Source organism: Pseudescherichia sp. (assembly GCF_031987975.1).
Taxonomy (GTDB): Bacteria; Pseudomonadota; Gammaproteobacteria; order Enterobacterales; family Enterobacteriaceae; genus Pseudescherichia.
In genome coordinates this window covers 135,776-154,463 of sequence record NZ_DALZYX010000001.1, presented here as the reverse complement: position 1 = coordinate 154,463, position 18,688 = coordinate 135,776, and the positions used below count along the sequence as shown (strand labels likewise).

The window sequence follows — 18,688 nt, the reverse complement described above, 5'->3', positions numbered from 1 at the left end:
ATGACAATGCAAATCAACGTCACCACGCGGGTGAACAGCCAGACTATTCGCCGGGAAGTGCACAACGAGCGTGATCATCTCGTTCTGCCCAGCTATACGCTACCGGCCAATGTCGTTATGAACGGCGGCCTGTATTCCGCCAGCGAAATTGACGCGCACTACGCCGGTCTGGAAGGCACGCTGGCCCCGCTGGGCCATCCGCAGGTTAATGGCAAGTTCGTGTCCGCCTTCTCCCCGGAAGGGTTAAACGTTGGTTTTGTCGGTGCGTGGAACCGCAACGTCAAGAAATCCGGTAACCGCATCTACCTGGAAAAATGGGTGGATGTTAACAAAGCCAGCGAGTCAGAAGGCGGGCGCGAACTACTCGAGCGCGTGGCAGCTATCGAACGTGGCGAAGATGTGCCGCCGATTCACACCAGCGTTGCGGTATTCCTCGACCAGCTCGAAGCCAATGAAGAGCAGAAGGCGCTGGGTGCAGAGTGGGTGGCAAAGATTCACGGTATGGATCATGACGCCATCCTGCTGCATGAGGTTGGCGCGGCCACACCAGAGCAGGGCGTCGGCCTGATGGTCAATGCTGACAATGCGACTCCCCTGAAGGTTAACTCCGGCGCGCTGATGGGCGAATCCTACCGGGAGCGCGAGCAGCGTCTAGACCGTGCGGCTAAGGCCCGGTTCGCGCCCGGCGAGAATGAATACGCCTGGGTGGCCGACTTCACCGACAGCCAGGTGGTCATCATCCGTAACGGGGGCAACGCCCAGGTGTTCGGCTATACGTCAGAGGGCGGGAAAATCACCTTCGACGACACCGGAACGCCGGTAGCCCGCCAGGAGTCCTGGGTCGCTGTCGTAACCAACAAATTCAAATCTTTTTTCACTCCGCAGGATCAGCCTGCAACCAACCACCAAACGGAGGGCGACATGCCTTTAACCAAAGAAGAAATGGAACAAATCGGCACCATGATCGGTGAGGCTGTAGCTACCAATACTAAAAAGGCGATTGAGCCTCTTGAGTTACAAATCACAGCCCTTCAGACCAACCACCAGCAGCTTGCCGAAACCCTTACTGCTAATTCGCGCGCTGAAGAAAAGACGATGCGTGACGCTGTGCAGGCGGTACACGGCGAACTCGTGGCTAACGCCCTGTCAGGCCCGGCACTGAAAGAGATGTACAGCAAGCTGGGTACTGCCGCACCGCTGGGTGGTAATTCCGCGCAGACGCCTGGCGAAACCGGCGCTCCTGATCCGTCCGCTCACTTCCAGGCTTAACCGGCCCGTAACCAACTTTAAAGGAGACCGCGCATGGCATCCCGCTATCGTCGCGTAAATATCGACGGGCAGTCGCTCTACAAGACTGAAACCCGTACCACTGCTGCTGCCCTGCTGCCGGGCACCGCGGCGATCATCAATGGCGAAGACGTGTTTGCGCAGGCTACCGCGCTGACCGGACGCCTCTACATTATTGACTGCGCCTACCATCAGGGCCTGGACATTCGTGACGCCGTCCCGGAAGGTGATTCCGCTGTGGGGAACTATGTGGAAGAGGGGCGCGAACTGGCGCTGCTGTGCGTGCCTGGCGCGTACAAAAAAGACAGCCCGATCAAGCTTGGTGCTGCTGGCCAGTTCACATTGGCTACCGACGACACCGACGCGGTGATCGGCTACAGCCAGGACGAAGCCACCATTGCGGCAGGCACTACCGATTTCATCCGCGTTCGTATGCGTGTCGGCACTGCCGCCGCAGCCGCTGGCGCGTAATTCAAGGATAAACGCACATGTACTTTTCACGAGAAACCTTGGCGGCTAACAGCCGCCTTGTTGGCCACTGGAATGAGCTATGGGCTAACCGCAATATGTGGAACGCCCAGCACAATGCGATGATCGCCACCAACCGTGCTCACATGACGCCGGACATGCTGGCGTGTAACGCTGTAGGCGGCTTCTCCCGCGAGTTCTGGGCTGAGATTGACCGCCAGGTCATCCAGCTGCGCGATCAGGAGGTCGGCATCGAAATCGTCAACGATCTGCTTGGCGTGCAAACCGTGCTGTCGGTCGGTAAGACCGTCAAACTCTATAATGTCGTTGGTGATATTGCTGATGATGTGAAAGTAACGATTGACGGTCAGGCCCCGTTCTCGTTCGACCAGACTGATTATGACAACGACGGCGATCCGATCCCGGTGTTCACTGCCGGTTACGGTGTGAACTGGCGTAACGTTGTAGGCATGAGCTCTGTTGGTATCGATCTGGTGCTGGACTCACAGGCTGCGAAGCTGAAAAAGGTCAATAAACGCCGCGTTTCGTACTATCTGGACGGCGACCGCAATATTCAGGTGCAGGGCTATAAAGCCCAGGGCATGCGTAATCACCGTAACACCAGGCGTATTAATCTTGGTTCCGGTGCAGGTGGCGCGAATATCGACCTGACCAGCGCTAATCAAACGCAAATGATCGCGTTCTTCGGTAAGGGGGCTTTCGGCTCAACAGCACGCGCTAACCGCGTCGCACAGTACGATATCATGTGGGTGAGCCCGGAGATCTGGGCAAACCTCATGCAGCCGTATGTGGTGAATGGTGTGGTCAGCGGCAACGTCCTGAATGCTGTAATGCCGTTTGCACCTGTCAAAGAGATCCGCCCGACCTTTGCGTTCAAAGATAACGAGTTCCTGGCGTACCAGCGCCGCAAAGAAGTGATCTCTCCACTGGTGGGCATGGCTCAGGGCATTGTGCCGCTGCCGCGCCCGCTGCCGAACGTTAACTACAACTTCCAGATCATGTCTGCTGAAGGCCTGCAGATCACCGCAGACGCAGAAGGCCTGTCCGGCGTTGTCTACGGCGCAGCTGCCTAAGGATACGCAATGGCTAAGTACGAAGTGATCCGCCCGTGGTTCGGCGTTGTGGTCGGGGATATCGTGGAGTTTGAAAGTCTTAACCCGGCTTTTAAGTCCAACGTCCGCCTGATGCGTGGCGAAGCTGGTGGTGCGCTTACCCCGGCAACGCCCGGTGCAGGGAACGATGGCAAATCCCGTAAGGAGATTATCGCCGATCGCCTGAAAGAGCTGGGTATCGAGTTTAAAGGCACCCTGGGTGCTGAAAAGCTTTCGGAACTGCTGCCGGAAGGCGAGTTCGAAAAACTCTTCCCCGCTGAATAACAGCCGCCGCTAAGGCGGTTTTTTATGCCCCGTTCCGGCGGGGCTTTTTATTTCAGGAGTCAGCCATGGTAAATCCCGAACAGGCGCAGCAGTACCTAAGCGGTCAGGGGATTACCCTGCCTGATTTCGTGCTGGCGGCGCTGGTGGAGCAGGTAAACGGCATCGAAACGTGCCTGAGCCTGCATTATCCGACCGCTACAGCGATGCTTATCCAGCTGTACCTGCTGGCGCTAATGGGGCTGGGGCAGGGTGATAAATATCTGTCCAGCCAGACCGCGCCAAACGGCGCTTCCCGGTCGTTCCGCTACCAGTCTTTTTCCGATCGCTGGAAAGGCGCGCTGAACCTGCTGCGCGGGCTGGATAAACACGGCTGCGCGACGACGCTCATCCCGCCCGACCCGACTGCTACCCCTGCATTCGGCGGTATCTGGATCGGCAAGGGCGGCTGTATGAGCAACGGGGGCCGCTGATGGCCCTGATATCCGTTAAGCAGCGTCTGCCGGAGCCGTCTACGAAAGTCTGGGTGCTGACTGACAGCGGCAGGAGGGTGACCGGCTACGTCAAAAGCAACGGCGAGTGGTTCATCTTCTGCCGCGAGGTCGCCGCCACAAAGCCGGAAGTACTCCGCTGGGAGGAGCCTTGAGCGCCACATCAGAATGGGTCTACACCAACCTCTGCACTGTTTATCCACTTAACGGTTATGACGACTGGAGCAACAGCTATCAGTATGGTGAGCCCTACCTTATAGCGAGCACATGGGAATCCGAGGCTAAAACCGTAACGGACGACAGCGGGAAAGAGTTCGTCTGTCAGCAGACTATCTATACCGAGTCGAAGCTGAACGGTGTGCTGATGCGCCTGCCGCAGCGCGATGATTATATCGCGCATGGTGATACCAGGAGTCAGTCAGATCCGCTTAAGGCATCTGCTGACAAAATTGTTGCCGTGCGCAGCGATGATATGAGCTTTTTCGGCGAAGACCCTGACTACCAAATCATGACATGAGGTGACTATGCCCGTAAAAGGCATTAAGCGCGTACAAATGAATGCCAAGAAACTGCTTGGTCAGGTTGCCGGGCCGGTGACAGAGCGGGTGATCACCGAGGTGATGATAGTCGGGATGGGTTATTCAGCACAGATAACGCCGATGGATACCTCCACGCTGGTGAACAGCCAGTTTCGTGAGTTGCGCCCCATCCCCGGCGGCATGACCGGGCGTGTCGGCTTTACTGCCAGCTATGCCGCCCGGGTCAACGCAGCACCAGGCACGCTTAAAGGGCAGCCGCGCGCGAACGGCAACGGCAACTACTGGGATCCGAACGGCGAGCCCGACTTCCTGCGTAAAGGCTTCGAGCGTGACGGAATAAACGATATCCGGGCCACCATACGGCGAGGGTACAAGCTATGACCCGCAACGAGGTGTATGACGCCCTGCGCGCCTGGCTCCGGCATCATGGTTTCGATACGGGTTATCGCGTGCAGAAGCGCTTTTTTTCTGAACGGCCGGATTCACAGAACGAGCGCTACCTCATCATTCAGCAGAACGGCGGAGGAAGTGACGAGGAGGCGGTCTCCCGCGACTATTTCCGCATCATCCTGCTGGCCGGCCAGAACGATCCCGGTGTCGATGCCGTGGAAAATAATGCTGATGCCATCCGCCGGGCCATGAGCCTGGAGCATCAGACCGAATGCATCATTCTGATGCAGCCAGTCGGCGGCATTCCCGCCTTCAGAACCGAAGAGGGCCGTGTGGCCTTCGAAATCAACTTCAGAACCATCATTTCTCAGTAACGGAGTAAAAACTTATGGCCGGATGTGAATCAGGTGCTTTCACAGGGCTCGCTGTCGCCGTTTATTACGCGATCGGCTGCCCTGAGGTTCAGCCAGCAGCGAACCAGTACAAGCGCCTCGGTATGATGCGCGGCAAAACCACGGGCGTGGAGTGGGAGACTGCCGACGCAACGGGTGACCAGAGCGCGGCGTTTACCCAGGAGAACGTCACCACCTATAAAAACGTGTCTTTCTCCGGTGACGGTGTAAGCCGCAAGGAGGCGATCTACGGCCAGCGGGCCATGAAACGCCATGTCTACAACCCATCAGCGGAAACCAGCAACCAGCCGTATGTCTGGCTGAAAATCATTTCCCCGCTGGATATCACCGAGGGGCCATTCCTTGTCACGAGCTGGCAGGACGAATCGCCACACGATGATGTCGCAACCTGGTCGCTGGAAGCCTCCAGCGCGGGCCTGGTCGATGTGCGCGACGTGGGTGATACCATCACTATCACGACCCAGCCGCAGAGCCTGACGCTGGAGGAGGGCGACACGCTGACGCTGAACGTGGCGGCCACCACCAGCGGCAGTTCTCCTTTGAGCTATCAGTGGCAGCGGGACGGTCAGGATATCGGCGGGGCGACGTCAGCAACGTACAACAAAGCCAGTGTGACCGCGGCAGACGACGGCACCTATGCCTGCGTTGTGTCATCCCCAGCGGCCAGCAGCGTATCGTCTGGTTTCGCAAACGTCGTAGTCACAGCATAATTACGGGGCTTCGGCCCCTTTGAGGTTTTATGCAGGTCATCACTGATATCGGCCAGGCGGTGATCCGCGCTGGTGGCCGCGAGATATTCCTCAACCCCTCTTTTCTGGCGATGTCGCGGATCGGCGCGCCAGAGGATATCGTCAGGCTGTTCGTCACCGTGCACGCCGGGCACTACCCGACGCACCGTATTAGCGAGCCGAGCATCATGCGTGACGTGCTGGCCCGCTGCTTTGCTGAGATGGCGGCGGCGGCGGCCCGGGTGGTTACCGCCTGCTGTACAGAGAACATCAGCCAGCTAATAGGTGTGTACATCATTACCGCAAAAGGCAAGCTGTCCTATCGACCCGGCCGGCTGGCAGTTCACGACGTGATAGAGCTGGCGAGGCATCTGATCCGCCACGGCGTCATGGGCGACCAGCCGCCGGAGCAACTAAAGGGCCGGAATAATGAATATTCTAATAAATTTGATGCCCGGTCATTCGTCTACACTGCTGTTGCTCACCTCGGCATGAGCGAGTCGGACGCCTGGAACATGACAATGACCAGTTTCCGCGCCGCAATGAATGCCAAGTTTCCGGCGAAAGAGAAAGACAAGATCCCGACGGAAGAGGCCTATGATGAGGTCATGGACTGGGCTGACAAGATGGTTGAAATCGACACGCAAAGGAATCGCATGTAGTTCACGTCCGTTTAAAATTCAAACTTACCTGAAAATTTCTACTAACTTTGGTAGCCCGCCAATGGCAGGGAAGTGATGTTAAGATGTTTCTGATTGCAATCAATGGAAACATCTAATGAAAAAGGTAGTTGCTGTTGCGCTTGGAGCGCTTTTATTATCTGGCTGTACAATCCGTGTTGCTGACATGACTGTTGGCAGCACCAAAAACTATAACCTGAACTCTGCTAAATTTGTGAAAGGCGCGCGGGTCACTGGTGAAGATACAGCACCAGTATTTATCTTCCCGCTGGGCATTCCAAACGTTAAGACTGCAATGGATCGCGCAATCGAAAAAAACCGCTGCGCAGTAGCTTTGTCTGACGTTGTTGTCACGCAGCTAAATCACGCGTTTATTGTTGGCCAGATTGGCTACCGTATCGAAGGCACCTCGGTAATTGACCGTAGCCAGCCGGGTTGCGAAAACGCTAACTGATAATTAAGCCACCTCAGGGTGGCTTTTTTGTATCTTTCATCTGAAATCAAAAAATCAGGCATCACGTTGCGCTGTCGTGCTCACCTGATAGGATTAGCCTCATCCACATTCGTTAAGGCAAATAGCATGAAAATCTTGTTATCCCTTCTGCTTATCTTCTTTGTAACTTCAGCCAGTGCTGATGAATGCACTGGTGATAGCGGCTATCAGGTTTGTACCAGCACAGACGTTGACTCAAACGGCGACACTACCGTCTCATCATACGATACTGAGGGTAACAACTACTCAGTTACATCCGGAACGAGAGAGCATGCTGACGGAGTGAGTGAGGCTTTTTCCAGCGACAGTGAGGGCAACGAGTACTCAGTCAAAAGTTGGTGCGATAATTCAGGCTGCCACACCTCTGACAGTGACGGTAATATGTGCACGGTTACTGCCGCTGGTGAAACCATTGGCTGCTGAAATTTTAAAATTGGCTTTCGTTTATCGCTGTGCCTGTTAGGGTAAACCTGATCTTTTACTAGTGGGGATATTGAAATGAGTTTTGCGAGCCAATCAACCCAACAAAGGTTCCATTATTCAGATACCGTTGTTTATGAACAATTGCTGGAAGCAATACCGGCAGTAGGTATGACTATTAAGCAAAAAGATGACGCACTTAAGCGTGTTTCCGTAAGCGCTGGTATGTCCCTTTTTTCTTGGGGGGAAAACGTTTCAATTGTTGTGAATGCAGATGGAGCCGAAGCTTGCATTGTTGGGATTGACTCTGCTTTAAAACTTGGTGCGAATGTTACAGGTGCTCACAGACATCAAAAGAACTTTGACAAAATTATATATGCGCTAAGCGATAAGCTAAAAGAGTGGGCAAGAATGCACCCTCAGCCAGCGGGCCCCGAAAAAACAGATGAAGAGTATCTGGAAGAGGCACGAAAAAAAGCTGGCCTCATTTAGCTGATGTATAAAAGATTGAACCCCGCTACGGCGGGGTTTTTTTATTGCCTGGAGAAAAGAAGATGTCAGAAAACCTTGGAACTATCGAATACATTATTAAGGCTGACACCGCCCAGTTACTGACCGCTGATAAGGACGTTACCAAGGCTACCGACAACATGGAAGATGGATTTGGTGCAGCTGATGATGCGGCACAATCACTTTCTTCTTCTCTGGGCGAATTGAGTAAAATTGCCGCGGCTGTAATGGCGATCCTTTCTGTTAACCAGGTGTCGCAATATGCCGATGCATGGACCGAACTGAACAACAAATTAGCAAACGCACTGCGGCCAAATGAAGAGTTGGTGGACGTTACAGAGCGGGTATTCAACATTACTCAGCAAACGCGTTCCAGCCTGGAGGCTACCGCGTCTCTCTATGCCAGACTGGAGCGAGCAACCCGCCAGTACGGCACCAGCGCAGAGGACCTTGTAAAACTCACAACGATTATCAACCAAGGTTTTGTAGTTTCCGGTGCTTCGGCAGAGGAAGCGGAGAATGCCATCATTCAGTTATCACAAGGGCTGGCCTCTGGTGCTTTACGTGGTGAAGAGTTCAACTCTCTGAATGAAAACGGTAATCGCCTGATAATAGCTCTTGCTGACTCCATGGGGGTCACGATCGGTCAGATGCGTCAGCTGGCCGCTGAGGGAAAACTCACTACTGATGTTGTTGTTAACGGGCTTTTATCCCAAGGGGCATCTATAGGGTTGGAGTTTGCCAAAACCACTACGACGATTAGCCAGGCAATGCAGGTTGCAGGCAATAACATTACAAAGTTCTTTGGTGAGAGCTCCTCAGTTAAAACCACAGTAGCAATATTCAATACCGCCATTATTGCCATGAGCGACAACATTGGCGGTCTTAGCGCCGTGCTTACTGCTGTAGCTGCTTTAATGGGAAGCCGCTATGTTGGCGCTTTGACAATGGCTACCACTGCCAAAATAAAAGCAGCCTTGGCGAGTAGGGAGCAAGCCGTTGCGGAAAACCAGGCCGCACAAGCAGCAGCTCTTAAAGCCACTTCTGATCTTCGAGCTGCCACAGTAGCAAAAGACAGAGCTCTCGATGAGGTCAGATTAGCCCAGATGATGAAAGCCGCTGCAGCTAATAGCACAAGTCTGGCTGCAGCAGAAGTACGGCTTTCTGCTGCGCGGATAGAGGCAGCAACTGCCACGGATAATTACAACCGAGCGCTGGCAGCAAACACAACGGCTCAAACAGCAGCAACCGCGGCCGCAGATCGCGCAGCCATAACAATAAGAACGCTTGGAGCCAGGGCACTGGGGTTGATTGGCGGCCCTGCTGGCTTGGCCATGTTGGCTGCAAGCGCAATTATTTACTTTGCTCAGCGAGCAAAAGAGGCAAAAGACGAGGCGAATAAACTGGCTGATAGCGTGAATGAGCTTGGCGCTAAATTCCAGGCAATGTCTAACGCAGAACTCGCAGCCACAATTGGCAAACTCAGTGAAAACCTGCCCGAGCTGAGCGATTCCGTTGCTGATGCCAGAAAAGAATTTGATAAGGCCACAGCATCAGTACAGTTCCAACAACGCGAAATCGAAAAGTACGGTACCGGGACGACTCGAGGAAGGCAGGCTGCAGATGCGCTTGGCGGCGCGCAAGATCGTTTAGCAATTGCCACTTTTAACTTGGAGCAAGCCCAGCGGCGCTATAGCCAGACTCAAAGCGCCATCAATATAGGTCGTGCGACACTTAACGGAACGATGCGACAGGGTATTGATCTGCTACGCAGGGATGGCGATGAAGCTGGTGTAGCGGCAGGGATGATGGGGCGTCTTGGGCAGATGATTAACTTTGCCTCAAACGCAAAGGAGAAATTCAACTCAACAAGCCTGAAGGTAGATCGCCCTGAGGATATCCAGCAATACCTCGATAAGCAGCAGGAGCAGATATCTCTCCAGAGCGAACTCAATGATCGAAAAAGAGCGCAATTGAAAGCTGAGCAAGATATTAGGAGTCTTGCTGAGAAAAATGGCTCTACACCAGATGACACTGAAAGCTATGTGCGTATGGCCAGAGAGCGTGCTGGTGCTGAGTTTGATGCACAGCAGGCGCAGAGAAATTCTAAGCAGGCAACTGAAGATGCTACTTCCGCAGCGAAAAAGTTAGCTTCACAGCAGGAGGCTATTTCACAAAAGCTTGCGAGCTTGAAACAAGAGTCAGAGTTAGCAGCGGACTCTACAGCAAATTTAAGCAGGGAGCAGGCAATCCTTAATGCGCAGCAGTCGCTTGGTAAGGCCGCGTCGGAAGAACAGATAAAGCTTGCTGGTCAATACGCTGCAAAAAAATGGGACACAGCGAATGCTCTGAAGGCGCAGGCAGCGGCCGAAAAGCTGCTACCAGAGTCTCGGGAAAATGCTTCTTATGCACAGGATGTTACAGACCTAAAGACAGCTTTTAACGCAAAAACGATGGGGCAGGAACAATATAACCGGACCGCAGAGCGTCTAGAGCAACAACACCAGGTGAACCTTGCAAAAATCCGGGCTGGACAGGCAGTAACACCGCAGCAGTCAGCTGCCGGAGAGGTTGACCCCGTCCAGCAGCTTGCCAATCAGCACGCACAGCAGCTGGCGCTTATTCAGCAGTTTGAGCAGCAGGGAGTGCTGGCGCACCAGCAGGCTGTTGAGCTAAAGAACGCTGCAGATACGGAATATGAGCAGCAGCGTATTGCAGCGCAGTGGGAGATCTTCCGCAACCAGAACCAGGCTAATGAGCTGCTGGCTTCTTCACTTGATGGCCTCCAGAGCGGTGCGAGTAGCGCCATTACCGGCCTGCTTAGCGGAACGCAAAGCCTTCAGGAGGCCTTCGCCAATATCGGCACCACCATCCTGAATGGTGTCGTCAGCAGTCTTGTACAGATGGGGATGGAATGGGTTAAAAGCCAGTTGATGGGCCAGGCAGCCGCCGCTGCATCCCTGGCTTCAACTATGGCCCAGGCAACTGCGGCGGCTTCCGCATGGGCTCCGGCGGCAATTAGCGCCTCTATTGCAACAATGGGAAGTGCTAACGCTGTAGGACAGACAGCATACGCGGGATCGCTACTGGCTGCTAAAGGCATGGCGGTAGCTGGTGCGCGTCGCTACGGCGGCAACGTCTCCGCTGGTAATGCCTACCGGATCAATGAAAACGGGCAGTCTGAGATATTCCAGACGGCAGGTGGTCAGCAGATGTTCATTCCGAACCAGTCAGGAAAGGTTATTCCGGCCGATAAGGCTGGTGGTGCTACATCATTCAACCCGGTAATGAACCTCACCATCAATACTACTGGCGGAATAAGCGATGAGGAATTAGCGAGAATGCGTAAGGTCTGGAACAACGATATGTTGAAAATGCTGATCGACCAGCAACGTCCAAATGGCGTCCTCCGGAGGAAATGATGGCAGAAGTATTTTCCTGGACGCCGCAGCGGAGCTACAGCGTTGATCGCACACCGAACGTAGCCGTAGTTAAGCTGGGCGATGGGTACGAGCAGCGGCAGGTTAAGGGCATAAATCCGCTGATGGCGAAATACAGCCTGGTTTTCCGGGGCGTAAGCGGCCCGTGCAGGGCTAATGCAGCTAAGGAGGCAGAAACCTTCCTCCGGGCGCGTATGGCGGTCGAGTCCTTCTACTGGACGCCATCCGATACGGGGGTGCAGGCGCTGTTTGTCTGTCGATCCTGGGGCATGGTCAAGAACGGGCCGCTGTACGAACTGACGGCCACATTTGAACAGGTACCACGATAAGGAAAAAGCTATGAAATTTTTTGATTTACCTGAGTGTGTGATTGAGGAGGCTTCTAAAACTCTTTCTCGCGAACTCGAGGGCATACTGACATGGAACGAGGATAAACGAACGGAGAAGGCTATAGCCGTTGCCGAATCCGTTCGTAAAAGCTTTCTTAAATTGTTTGATGAAAGCTAGCTCTTGCCTTCATTTTCTTTCTTAAAGTGTTGTACCGCCTGGCTATACATCGACAACAGGTTAGAAATATCCCCGCCTGAATAAACAGGCACTCTCTGAGCCCTGACTAATTCAATTAGTAGCGCATATGCTGATTCTTCAGGTGAGTCTTTCGGGTTTACAAGTCCGGACATCTGAACTTCCTTTTATAGTCGAAAGTTCAGCCTAACCTTACTTCACTCTATTGAAAATCCTGATAAACGATCAGTAGCTACCTCCGGGTGGCTTTTTTTATGGGAGATTTTCGTGCGCGACATTCCACCAGAGCTAATTATCGACAGCGTTGATGCCGGAGTCGGCGCGTTTATCGATCTCTTTGAGGTTGACCTGCAGCCATTCGGCGGCGACGTTCTCCGCTTTCATTCCGGCACGAACGGTTATTTCGGCGATGTCATCTGGCGTGGCCTCGCTTACCCGGCATACCCGATCGCCGTGGAGGGCTTTGAGTTTAAAAACGAGGGCACCTACGCCCGGCCCACAATGGCGGTCGCGAATATTTCCGGACTTATTTACGGCATTAACCACGATTTTAATGATCTCTACGGCGTGGTGGTCACCCGCCGGCAGGTGCCGGTTAAATACCTGGATGCGGTGAACTTCCCGAACGGCAACCCGGACGCAAACCCGACAATGGAGGCGGTCTCGCGCTACGTTGTGGAGGGGATGACAGAAGAGACGTTCGAGCAGGTGACGTATGAGCTGGCGACGCCCGTGGACTGCGATAACGCCATCATCCCGGCGCGCACCATTCTGGCCGACGTATGCCAGTGGCAGTATCGCGGTACCGGGTGTAACTATGACGGTCCGCCGGTTGCAGATGAGCGTGATAACCCCACCACCGATCCAGCAAAAGATAAATGCTCACACCGCCGTTCCGGCTGCCGCTTCCGTTACCCGCGTCCTGAGCCGATGCCAATCAGTAGCTTCCCCGGCTCCCAGAAGGTGTCCTGATGCAGGAATTACTCGACTATGCGGCCACGTCGCAGGATGAGGTGTGCGGCCTGATCATCGATGGCACCCGGCTTTTCCACTGTCGCAACATTCACCCCAGTCCGCAGAGCCATTTCCGGATCAGCGATGACGACTGGCTGGCGGCGGAGAAAGAGGGCGAGGTGACCGCCATATTTCACTCACACCCGATGAACTCCCCGGTGCTGTCCGGCGCTGACCGCCAGGCGCAGGTTGTAACAGGTCTGCCCTGGTGGCTGGCATGCAACGGTGCGCTGCGTAAGTTCCGCCCGGTACCACATCTGCTGGGTCGCCGGTTTCAGCATGGCGTCACAGACTGCTACACGCTGTTTCGCGACGCCTATCACCTGGCTGGTGTGGATCTGCCGGACTTTGAGCGGACAGATGGCTGGTGGCTGCGTGGTGAAAACCTCTACATCAAAAATATGGCAGCCAATGGCTTTCACCCGATCCCTGCCAGCGATGCACAGCCCGGCGATGTGATCATCCGCCAGCCATTCCCGGGCGCTGACCCCTGCCACGCGATGATCCTGCTTGAAAGCGGCAAGGTGCTTCATCACGACTGCGCCGGGCACCTCAGCAGGCGCGAGGATTACCGCCTGGCATTTATGAGGCAAACCCATTCTATATGGAGGCTCGAACGATGCTCCGATTTAAATTTAGCGGGCATTTACGCCGACATTTCAGCGAAATCGAATTAGCCGTCGATACGCCTGCGCAGGGTCTGCGCCTTCTGCTGGCGCAGGATCGCACCTTCAAGAAAGCCTTTCTGGCGACGCCTGTGCAGATCCGCGTTGATGGTGATGAGCTGGACGATGATAACGCGCGCTTACACATGGACCGCCAGCTGGATAGCGGAGCCACCATAACGTTTGTCCCGGTTGTGCAGGGGGCGGGGCTGGAAACCGGCACCATTGTTGCCATCGTGGCCATCACGATGTCAGTCGCTTCGGTTGCTTACTCGCTGTACATGTCCCGCAACATGAAAACCAAAACCTCAGCCGAGGCAGCGGAAAACAACACCATTACCAACAACTCATTCACCAGCACCGAGAGCCGTGTCGGCCAGGGTCATCCGGTCCCGATTCTGCTGGGTGAAATGGTGGTGGCTCCCAACGTGGTATCCCTCGGCATCGACACGTCGAATAACCAGGACTGGGATATTTCTATCAGTTAAGGTGAACATATGTCTTCTGGCGGCGGCAAAGCAAAAACCCCCAAACTCCTCGACGATAACCTCAAATCCAAACAGTTTTACCAGGTGCTGGATCTCATCACCGAGGGGCCAATTTACGGGCCGGTGGATCAGGAGCACCTGTCCTCATTTATGCTAAACAAGACGCCGGTTACCGATGCCCGCGGTAATATCAGCATTCCCGGCATCAGCGTTGCCTGGCGGCCGGGCTCAGAGTTTCAGAGTCCGATTAATGGCTTCGCTGCAGTCCAGGCATCAACCATCATTAATGCGGATGTAACCTTTGATACGCCGCTGGTACGTACCGTCAGCGACTCAGATGTAACCCGCGTGCGCCTGAATATTGGCGTCACCGGGCTGGTGCAGCAGGACACCAAGGGCAATCAGCAAAACAGCACTGTTACCCTGGTGATTGAAACCCGCACGGCTAACGGCGCGTGGGAAATTCAGAAGACGGTAAATATTACCGGCAAGATCTCCGGTGAATATCTGGAGGCGCACACTATCGATGCCCCGGATATCAAACCGTTCGATATCCGTGTCCGCCGCATTACCCCGGACAGCGTCAGCGACCTGCTGGCGAACGGCACCATCTGGAACAGCTACACCGAAATCACTGACGACAACCTGTCGTACCCGTTCTCGGCTATGGTCGGGGCCGTTATCGACCGTGACCAGTACACTGACACACCGAACCGCACCTATCATCTGCGCGGGCTGATTGTCGATGTGCCGGATAATTACGATCCGGTAGCCCGCACCTATTCCGGGCTGTGGCTGGGCGGCTTCAAAAAGGCATGGACCAACAACCCCGCCTGGCTTTTTCGCGAGCTGGTGAAAAACGAGCGGTTTGGCCTGGCCCGGCGTGCCGGTTATATCGATGTTGATGACGGCATGCTCTACGTTCTGTCGCAGTATTGCGACCAGCTGGTAAACGACGGCTACGGTGGGCTCGAACCCCGCCTGATGCTTAACGCCTATGTAACCGAACAAATCAGCGCGCGCGAGCTGCTGGATAAAATCGCGGGCATGTTCCGCGGTATTGCGCTGTGGGATGGTATGCGCCTGACGGTCATGCTGGACGCGCCGCAGGACCCGATCGCCACCATCACAAACGCCAGAGTGGTTGACGGCAAGTTTTCCCGTAGCTCTGTTAAGCGCGCCGAAAAATACAATGCCGTGGTGGTTTCCTGGACTGATCCGGATAACGGCTGGGAACAGGTGAAGGAGTACGTTTCTGACGATGACGAGATCGCCCGGGGCATATATAACGAGACCACGCTGGAGGCGTTTGGCTGTACATCCCGCGGGCAGGCATGGCGCGCCGGGAAATGGCTGCTGGAAACGGCAAAGCGGGAGAGCAGCCGCTTAACATTCCAGATGGCGCGCGATGCCATTGGGTTCACACCCGGCGATATTGTTGAGATCATGGACAACAACTATGCCGGGACGCGCCTGGGTGGGCGCATCATGGCACATTCAGGGAAAGTAATCTCTGTTGATGCTGACGTTTCTGAACTGGTATCGCCGGGCGACAGCATGTCGATTATGGATCGCACCGGGAAGATGGGCAGGCATGAGATCGCCAGCGCTGCGGGCCGCAACATTACCCTGCGCAATGCGCCCGCCTGGGTACGTGACGGCACCGTTTTTGCGATCTCCACCAGCGAGGTGTCGGTCCGGTTATTCCGCATTCTGAGCATCGCCGAGACGGAAAATAACTCCGTTTACAGTATCACTGCGGGTCAGCATGACCCGAACAAGCAGGCTATTGTTGATGATGGCGCAGTGTTTGATATCCCGAATGACACCCTGAACGGGTACCGGGTCCCGAACATTGAAAACCTGCGCATCCTGAATACCAACAGCGAGACCGTGCAGGTTACTGCCACGTGGGAAACGGCCACCACCACTAAAAAGCTGGTGTTTGAGCTCTGCGTTTATAACGAGGCTGGCGCAGTCGTTGCGCAGTACGAAACCGACCAGTTTCGCTATGAGTTCTACGGTCTGAATGCTGGGAGCTACTCGCTGGGTGTGCGTGGACGCAACGAGAACGGGATGAAAGGTGCCGAGACGCAGGTCAGCCTGATTATCGGTGCGCCACGTCCGCCTAATTCGGTTCAGTGGATCCCGGGTCCGCTGCAGGCGACGCTGGTTCCGGTTATGTCGGTCACTGCCACCACGGATACTTCCTTCGAGTTCTGGTACGCCGGGGAAACGCCAGTACCACCAACCGTCGATATCGAAAACAACACTCAATTTCTCGGACGTGGGTATCAGTGGACCATCCAGCAGCTGAAGTTCGACCATACCTACTATGTCTACGTCCGCACCCGTAACGCCTTTGGCGTGTCTGATTTTGTTGAGGCGTCCGGTAAACCAACCGACGATTTCAGTGATATCACCGACGCCATCCTGGAGCAGATTAAAGACACGGAGCTCTTTAAAGACCTGATCGAGAACGCCGTCGAGACCAGCCAGACCGTTGCGGACATGGCCGCCACCATTGCCGAAAATGCCGACCAGCTGGCCGCCGCCGTCGGCGCAACCCGGGAAACCGCCGAGGGCGTTATCCAGAATGCGCTGGCTATCGCCGAGGTGACGTTCCGGCAGTCGGCCCAGCAGGGCGAAAACTCGGCGCAGTTTGAGCAGCTGCGCCAGGTGATTGCCACAGAGACCGAGGCGCGGGTTACCGATGTCACCCGCCTTGAGGCATCGACGTCGGCAAACGCAGCGGACATCACTGAGGTGCGCGAGGCGATCGCTACCGAGGAAGAAGCGCGGGCCACGGCGGTTAACCAGCTGACGGCGGCCACGAAAACCGCGTCTGATAAAGCCGATGCGGCAGCGGGCAAAGCTGACGCAGCAGCAGAGGAAAGCGCGCAGAACACCGCGGCGATCACCGAGCTTGATCAGGTGGTAACAACGCTGGACAGCGCTACGGCCTCCCGGCTCGATGAGCTGGAGGGCCAGACATCGGAGGCCAGCGGCAGCGTACAAAATACGGCGGTCGCCCTGATTCAGAACACACTGGCGCAGGTAAGCGCCCGCCGGACACTGACAGCGGTGAATGCCGCCAACAGCGCTCAGATTGACCGGATCGATACTGTAGCGGCCAGCGACCGGGAAGCTACTGCACAGTCCATGCTGCAGATGTCCTCCCGGGTGGACGGTGCTGTCGCCTCGATCAACAGCATCAACCAGACGTTCGCTGATTACCGGCAGTCCACAGCGTCGCAGATTACCTCCCTGACAGCCACGATCAGTGGCGTCAGTTCGGCGGTGACAACCAATGCGCAGGCGGTTGCAAATATCAACGGCAGCCTGAGCGCGATGTACAGCATCAAGGTAGGGGTAGATTCAAACGGTGTGCAGTACGCCGCTGGTATGGGTCTGGGCGTGCAGAATACGCCGTCAGGAATGCAATCTCAGGTGATATTCCTCGCTGACCGGTTTGCAGTAATGAGCTATGCAGGCAGCGCGGTAACACTGCCGTTCGTAATTCAGAACGGCCAGACCTTCATCCGCGATTCCTTCATTCAGGACGGTACGATCACCAATGCGAAAATTGGCGCATACATCCAGTCATCGAACTATGTTGTCGGCACGCTGGGATGGAGGATAGATAAAAACGGGACCATAGAGATAAACGGCGGGGTTGCAGGTCAGGGCATGATGGTTATGACCAATAACCGGCTCGTTTCGTATGACCAGTACGGACGCCCGGCGGCAGTTATGGGGCAGAGGTTGTAATGCAGACATTTATCCAGGGAACCTCGTTTGATGCTATCAACTCGATGGCGGTTAACTACGTGATGGATGTGCTGGACATCTCCGGTTCGGGTAGCAAATCCTACCCAGCCGGATGTACCTACCAGGCATCACTTCTTATCGAGTCGGTTATACAGGTGATGCCGACTAATAACCCCTATCAGGTAACTGTTTCCGGGAATGTCGTCTCATGGAACGTGGCGACGCCGATCCGGCTGGTAGTGTTCGCCTCGCCCAATACGGGGCGGGAGTCGGATTATTACGGATTCTCGCTCTACTCCTACGACGGCAACGGTAACCGGACAATTAAACTGGCGCCTGACTTCACCCCGTTTTGCCTGGTAAGCATGATTGATGTTCCGCCGGGTAGCCAGAACATCGCCTCATCAATTCCGTTGGGTCAGAAAATCGTGACGTTTATCCGGGCGCGTGACGGCGATGCACGGATGCCGACGTCCTTTTACCAGCAGTACAATGCGGGGGGTAATTACGGATTCTCTTTCGTGCAGACGGGCGGCATGACGCAAACGGGGTGCCGCCTGTACATATTCTCTAACTACCTGGTGAACATTCCCGACTGGGGATTTTTCGTTTACCGGGACGGCGCGATGGTGTGGCACAGCAACTGCCTGCCGCTGAACATGCGACTTTTGGCGGGGGATGCAACGTCGGGATCCCCAATGGCAGTCACTCCCGGCATCACCTCCGGGATTTATATTCCACAAGATCCATCGAACCCCCAATACGGCGGCTACCTGAACATGAACTGTTCCAGCGCGGGTATTTCTAATGGCGTCTGGAAGGCGTCTTCGGCGGTGGTCTATTCCAGCCGGATTATTTCTTCCAGTGAGGCCGCTGCGTTTAAGCCGTGGGCCATCAGTGGCAGGGTGGGCCTAATAGACTGCAGTATCTACGACCAGTATTACCCCTATGCGCTCGGGCTGGTTTAGCCCT

22 protein-coding genes are annotated in these 18,688 nt (G+C 55.1%); 21 read left to right on the top strand and 1 reads right to left on the bottom strand.

Translation table 11 applies throughout. The annotated features are described in order from the left end of the window. The 16 genes from RTN40_RS00695 to RTN40_RS00620 all read left to right on the top strand — a co-directional run bounded on the left by RTN40_RS00695 (position 1) and on the right by RTN40_RS00620 (position 11,760). On the top strand, positions 1-1,269 hold the full coding sequence (locus tag RTN40_RS00695; protein ID WP_312226756.1) for a hypothetical protein: 1,269 nt from the start codon (positions 1-3) through the stop codon (positions 1,267-1,269). Positions 1,270-1,302: 33 nt separating this feature from the next. Beyond that, on the top strand, positions 1,303-1,758 hold the full coding sequence (locus tag RTN40_RS00690) for a hypothetical protein (RefSeq protein ID WP_312226755.1): 456 nt from the start codon (positions 1,303-1,305) through the stop codon (positions 1,756-1,758). Positions 1,759-1,775: 17 nt separating this feature from the next. Next, on the top strand, positions 1,776-2,849 hold the full coding sequence (locus RTN40_RS00685) for a major capsid protein (RefSeq protein WP_312226754.1): 1,074 nt from the start codon (positions 1,776-1,778) through the stop codon (positions 2,847-2,849). Positions 2,850-2,858: 9 nt separating this feature from the next. Beyond that, positions 2,859-3,152, top strand: a complete 294-nt coding sequence (locus RTN40_RS00680; RefSeq protein WP_312226753.1) for a hypothetical protein — start codon at positions 2,859-2,861, stop codon at positions 3,150-3,152. Between the two features lie 65 nt (positions 3,153-3,217). Continuing rightward, a complete protein-coding gene (locus tag RTN40_RS00675; protein WP_312226752.1) occupies positions 3,218-3,622 on the top strand; it encodes a hypothetical protein in 405 nt (134 codons plus the stop codon). Beyond that, positions 3,622-3,795 (top strand): hypothetical protein, encoded by a 174-nt coding sequence (locus RTN40_RS00670; protein WP_312226751.1) that lies wholly within the window; start codon positions 3,622-3,624, stop codon positions 3,793-3,795. Before RTN40_RS00675 ends, RTN40_RS00670 begins: the two co-directional genes overlap by 1 nt. Next, positions 3,792-4,157, top strand: a complete 366-nt coding sequence (locus tag RTN40_RS00665) for a hypothetical protein (protein WP_312226750.1) — start codon at positions 3,792-3,794, stop codon at positions 4,155-4,157. The genes RTN40_RS00670 and RTN40_RS00665 overlap by 4 nt, the downstream gene beginning before the upstream one ends. A 7-nt stretch (positions 4,158-4,164) precedes the next feature. Next, positions 4,165-4,560 (top strand): hypothetical protein, encoded by a 396-nt coding sequence (locus RTN40_RS00660; protein WP_312226749.1) that lies wholly within the window; start codon positions 4,165-4,167, stop codon positions 4,558-4,560. Further along, the gene (locus RTN40_RS00655) at positions 4,557-4,943 is read left to right on the top strand and encodes a hypothetical protein (RefSeq protein ID WP_312226748.1); all 387 of its coding nucleotides are present in this window, start codon (positions 4,557-4,559) and stop codon (positions 4,941-4,943) included. The genes RTN40_RS00660 and RTN40_RS00655 overlap by 4 nt, the downstream gene beginning before the upstream one ends. A gap of 14 nt (positions 4,944-4,957) precedes the next feature. Next, positions 4,958-5,692, top strand: a complete 735-nt coding sequence (locus RTN40_RS00650) for a phage tail tube protein (protein ID WP_312273458.1) — start codon at positions 4,958-4,960, stop codon at positions 5,690-5,692. Positions 5,693-5,721: 29 nt separating this feature from the next. Next, a complete protein-coding gene (locus RTN40_RS00645; RefSeq protein ID WP_312226746.1) occupies positions 5,722-6,372 on the top strand; it encodes a DUF6246 family protein in 651 nt (216 codons plus the stop codon). Positions 6,373-6,487: 115 nt separating this feature from the next. Beyond that, a complete protein-coding gene (locus RTN40_RS00640; protein ID WP_268107880.1) occupies positions 6,488-6,844 on the top strand; it encodes a hypothetical protein in 357 nt (118 codons plus the stop codon). Between the two features lie 537 nt (positions 6,845-7,381). Further along, positions 7,382-7,795 carry a hypothetical protein gene (locus tag RTN40_RS00635; RefSeq protein ID WP_312226745.1) on the top strand — a complete coding sequence of 138 codons (414 nt, stop codon included), beginning with the start codon at positions 7,382-7,384 and terminating at the stop codon, positions 7,793-7,795. A gap of 62 nt (positions 7,796-7,857) precedes the next feature. Further along, positions 7,858-11,235 carry a tape measure protein gene (locus RTN40_RS00630; RefSeq protein ID WP_312226744.1) on the top strand — a complete coding sequence of 1,126 codons (3,378 nt, stop codon included), beginning with the start codon at positions 7,858-7,860 and terminating at the stop codon, positions 11,233-11,235. Beyond that, a complete protein-coding gene (locus RTN40_RS00625; protein WP_312226743.1) occupies positions 11,235-11,582 on the top strand; it encodes a phage tail protein in 348 nt (115 codons plus the stop codon). Before RTN40_RS00630 ends, RTN40_RS00625 begins: the two co-directional genes overlap by 1 nt. A 10-nt stretch (positions 11,583-11,592) precedes the next feature. Next, positions 11,593-11,760, top strand: coding sequence for a hypothetical protein (locus RTN40_RS00620; RefSeq protein ID WP_312226742.1), 168 nt, complete (start codon positions 11,593-11,595; stop codon positions 11,758-11,760). Here the strand turns inward: RTN40_RS00620 and RTN40_RS00615 are convergent. Then, a complete protein-coding gene (locus tag RTN40_RS00615) occupies positions 11,757-11,933 on the bottom strand; it encodes an ATP-NAD kinase (protein ID WP_312226741.1) in 177 nt (58 codons plus the stop codon). The two genes, RTN40_RS00620 and RTN40_RS00615, sit on opposite strands and share 4 nt — an antisense overlap. Positions 11,934-12,045: 112 nt before the next feature. Between RTN40_RS00615 and RTN40_RS00610 the strand changes: the two genes are divergently transcribed. The 5 genes from RTN40_RS00610 to RTN40_RS00590 are packed head-to-tail and all read left to right on the top strand — an operon-like array spanning position 12,046 to position 18,684. Beyond that, positions 12,046-12,750 (top strand): phage minor tail protein L, encoded by a 705-nt coding sequence (locus RTN40_RS00610; protein WP_312226740.1) that lies wholly within the window; start codon positions 12,046-12,048, stop codon positions 12,748-12,750. Then, positions 12,750-13,469, top strand: a complete 720-nt coding sequence (locus RTN40_RS00605; protein WP_312226739.1) for a C40 family peptidase — start codon at positions 12,750-12,752, stop codon at positions 13,467-13,469. Before RTN40_RS00610 ends, RTN40_RS00605 begins: the two co-directional genes overlap by 1 nt. Further along, complete coding sequence (locus tag RTN40_RS00600) at positions 13,412-13,945, top strand: tail assembly protein (protein ID WP_312226738.1); 534 nt, start codon at positions 13,412-13,414, stop codon at positions 13,943-13,945. The genes RTN40_RS00605 and RTN40_RS00600 overlap by 58 nt, the downstream gene beginning before the upstream one ends. Positions 13,946-13,954: 9 nt before the next feature. Then, positions 13,955-17,716 (top strand): DUF1983 domain-containing protein, encoded by a 3,762-nt coding sequence (locus tag RTN40_RS00595; RefSeq protein ID WP_312226737.1) that lies wholly within the window; start codon positions 13,955-13,957, stop codon positions 17,714-17,716. Further along, positions 17,716-18,684: a hypothetical protein gene (locus RTN40_RS00590; protein WP_312226736.1), complete on the top strand. Its 969-nt coding sequence runs from the start codon at positions 17,716-17,718 to the stop codon at positions 18,682-18,684. Before RTN40_RS00595 ends, RTN40_RS00590 begins: the two co-directional genes overlap by 1 nt. Positions 18,685-18,688 lie beyond the last annotated feature (4 nt).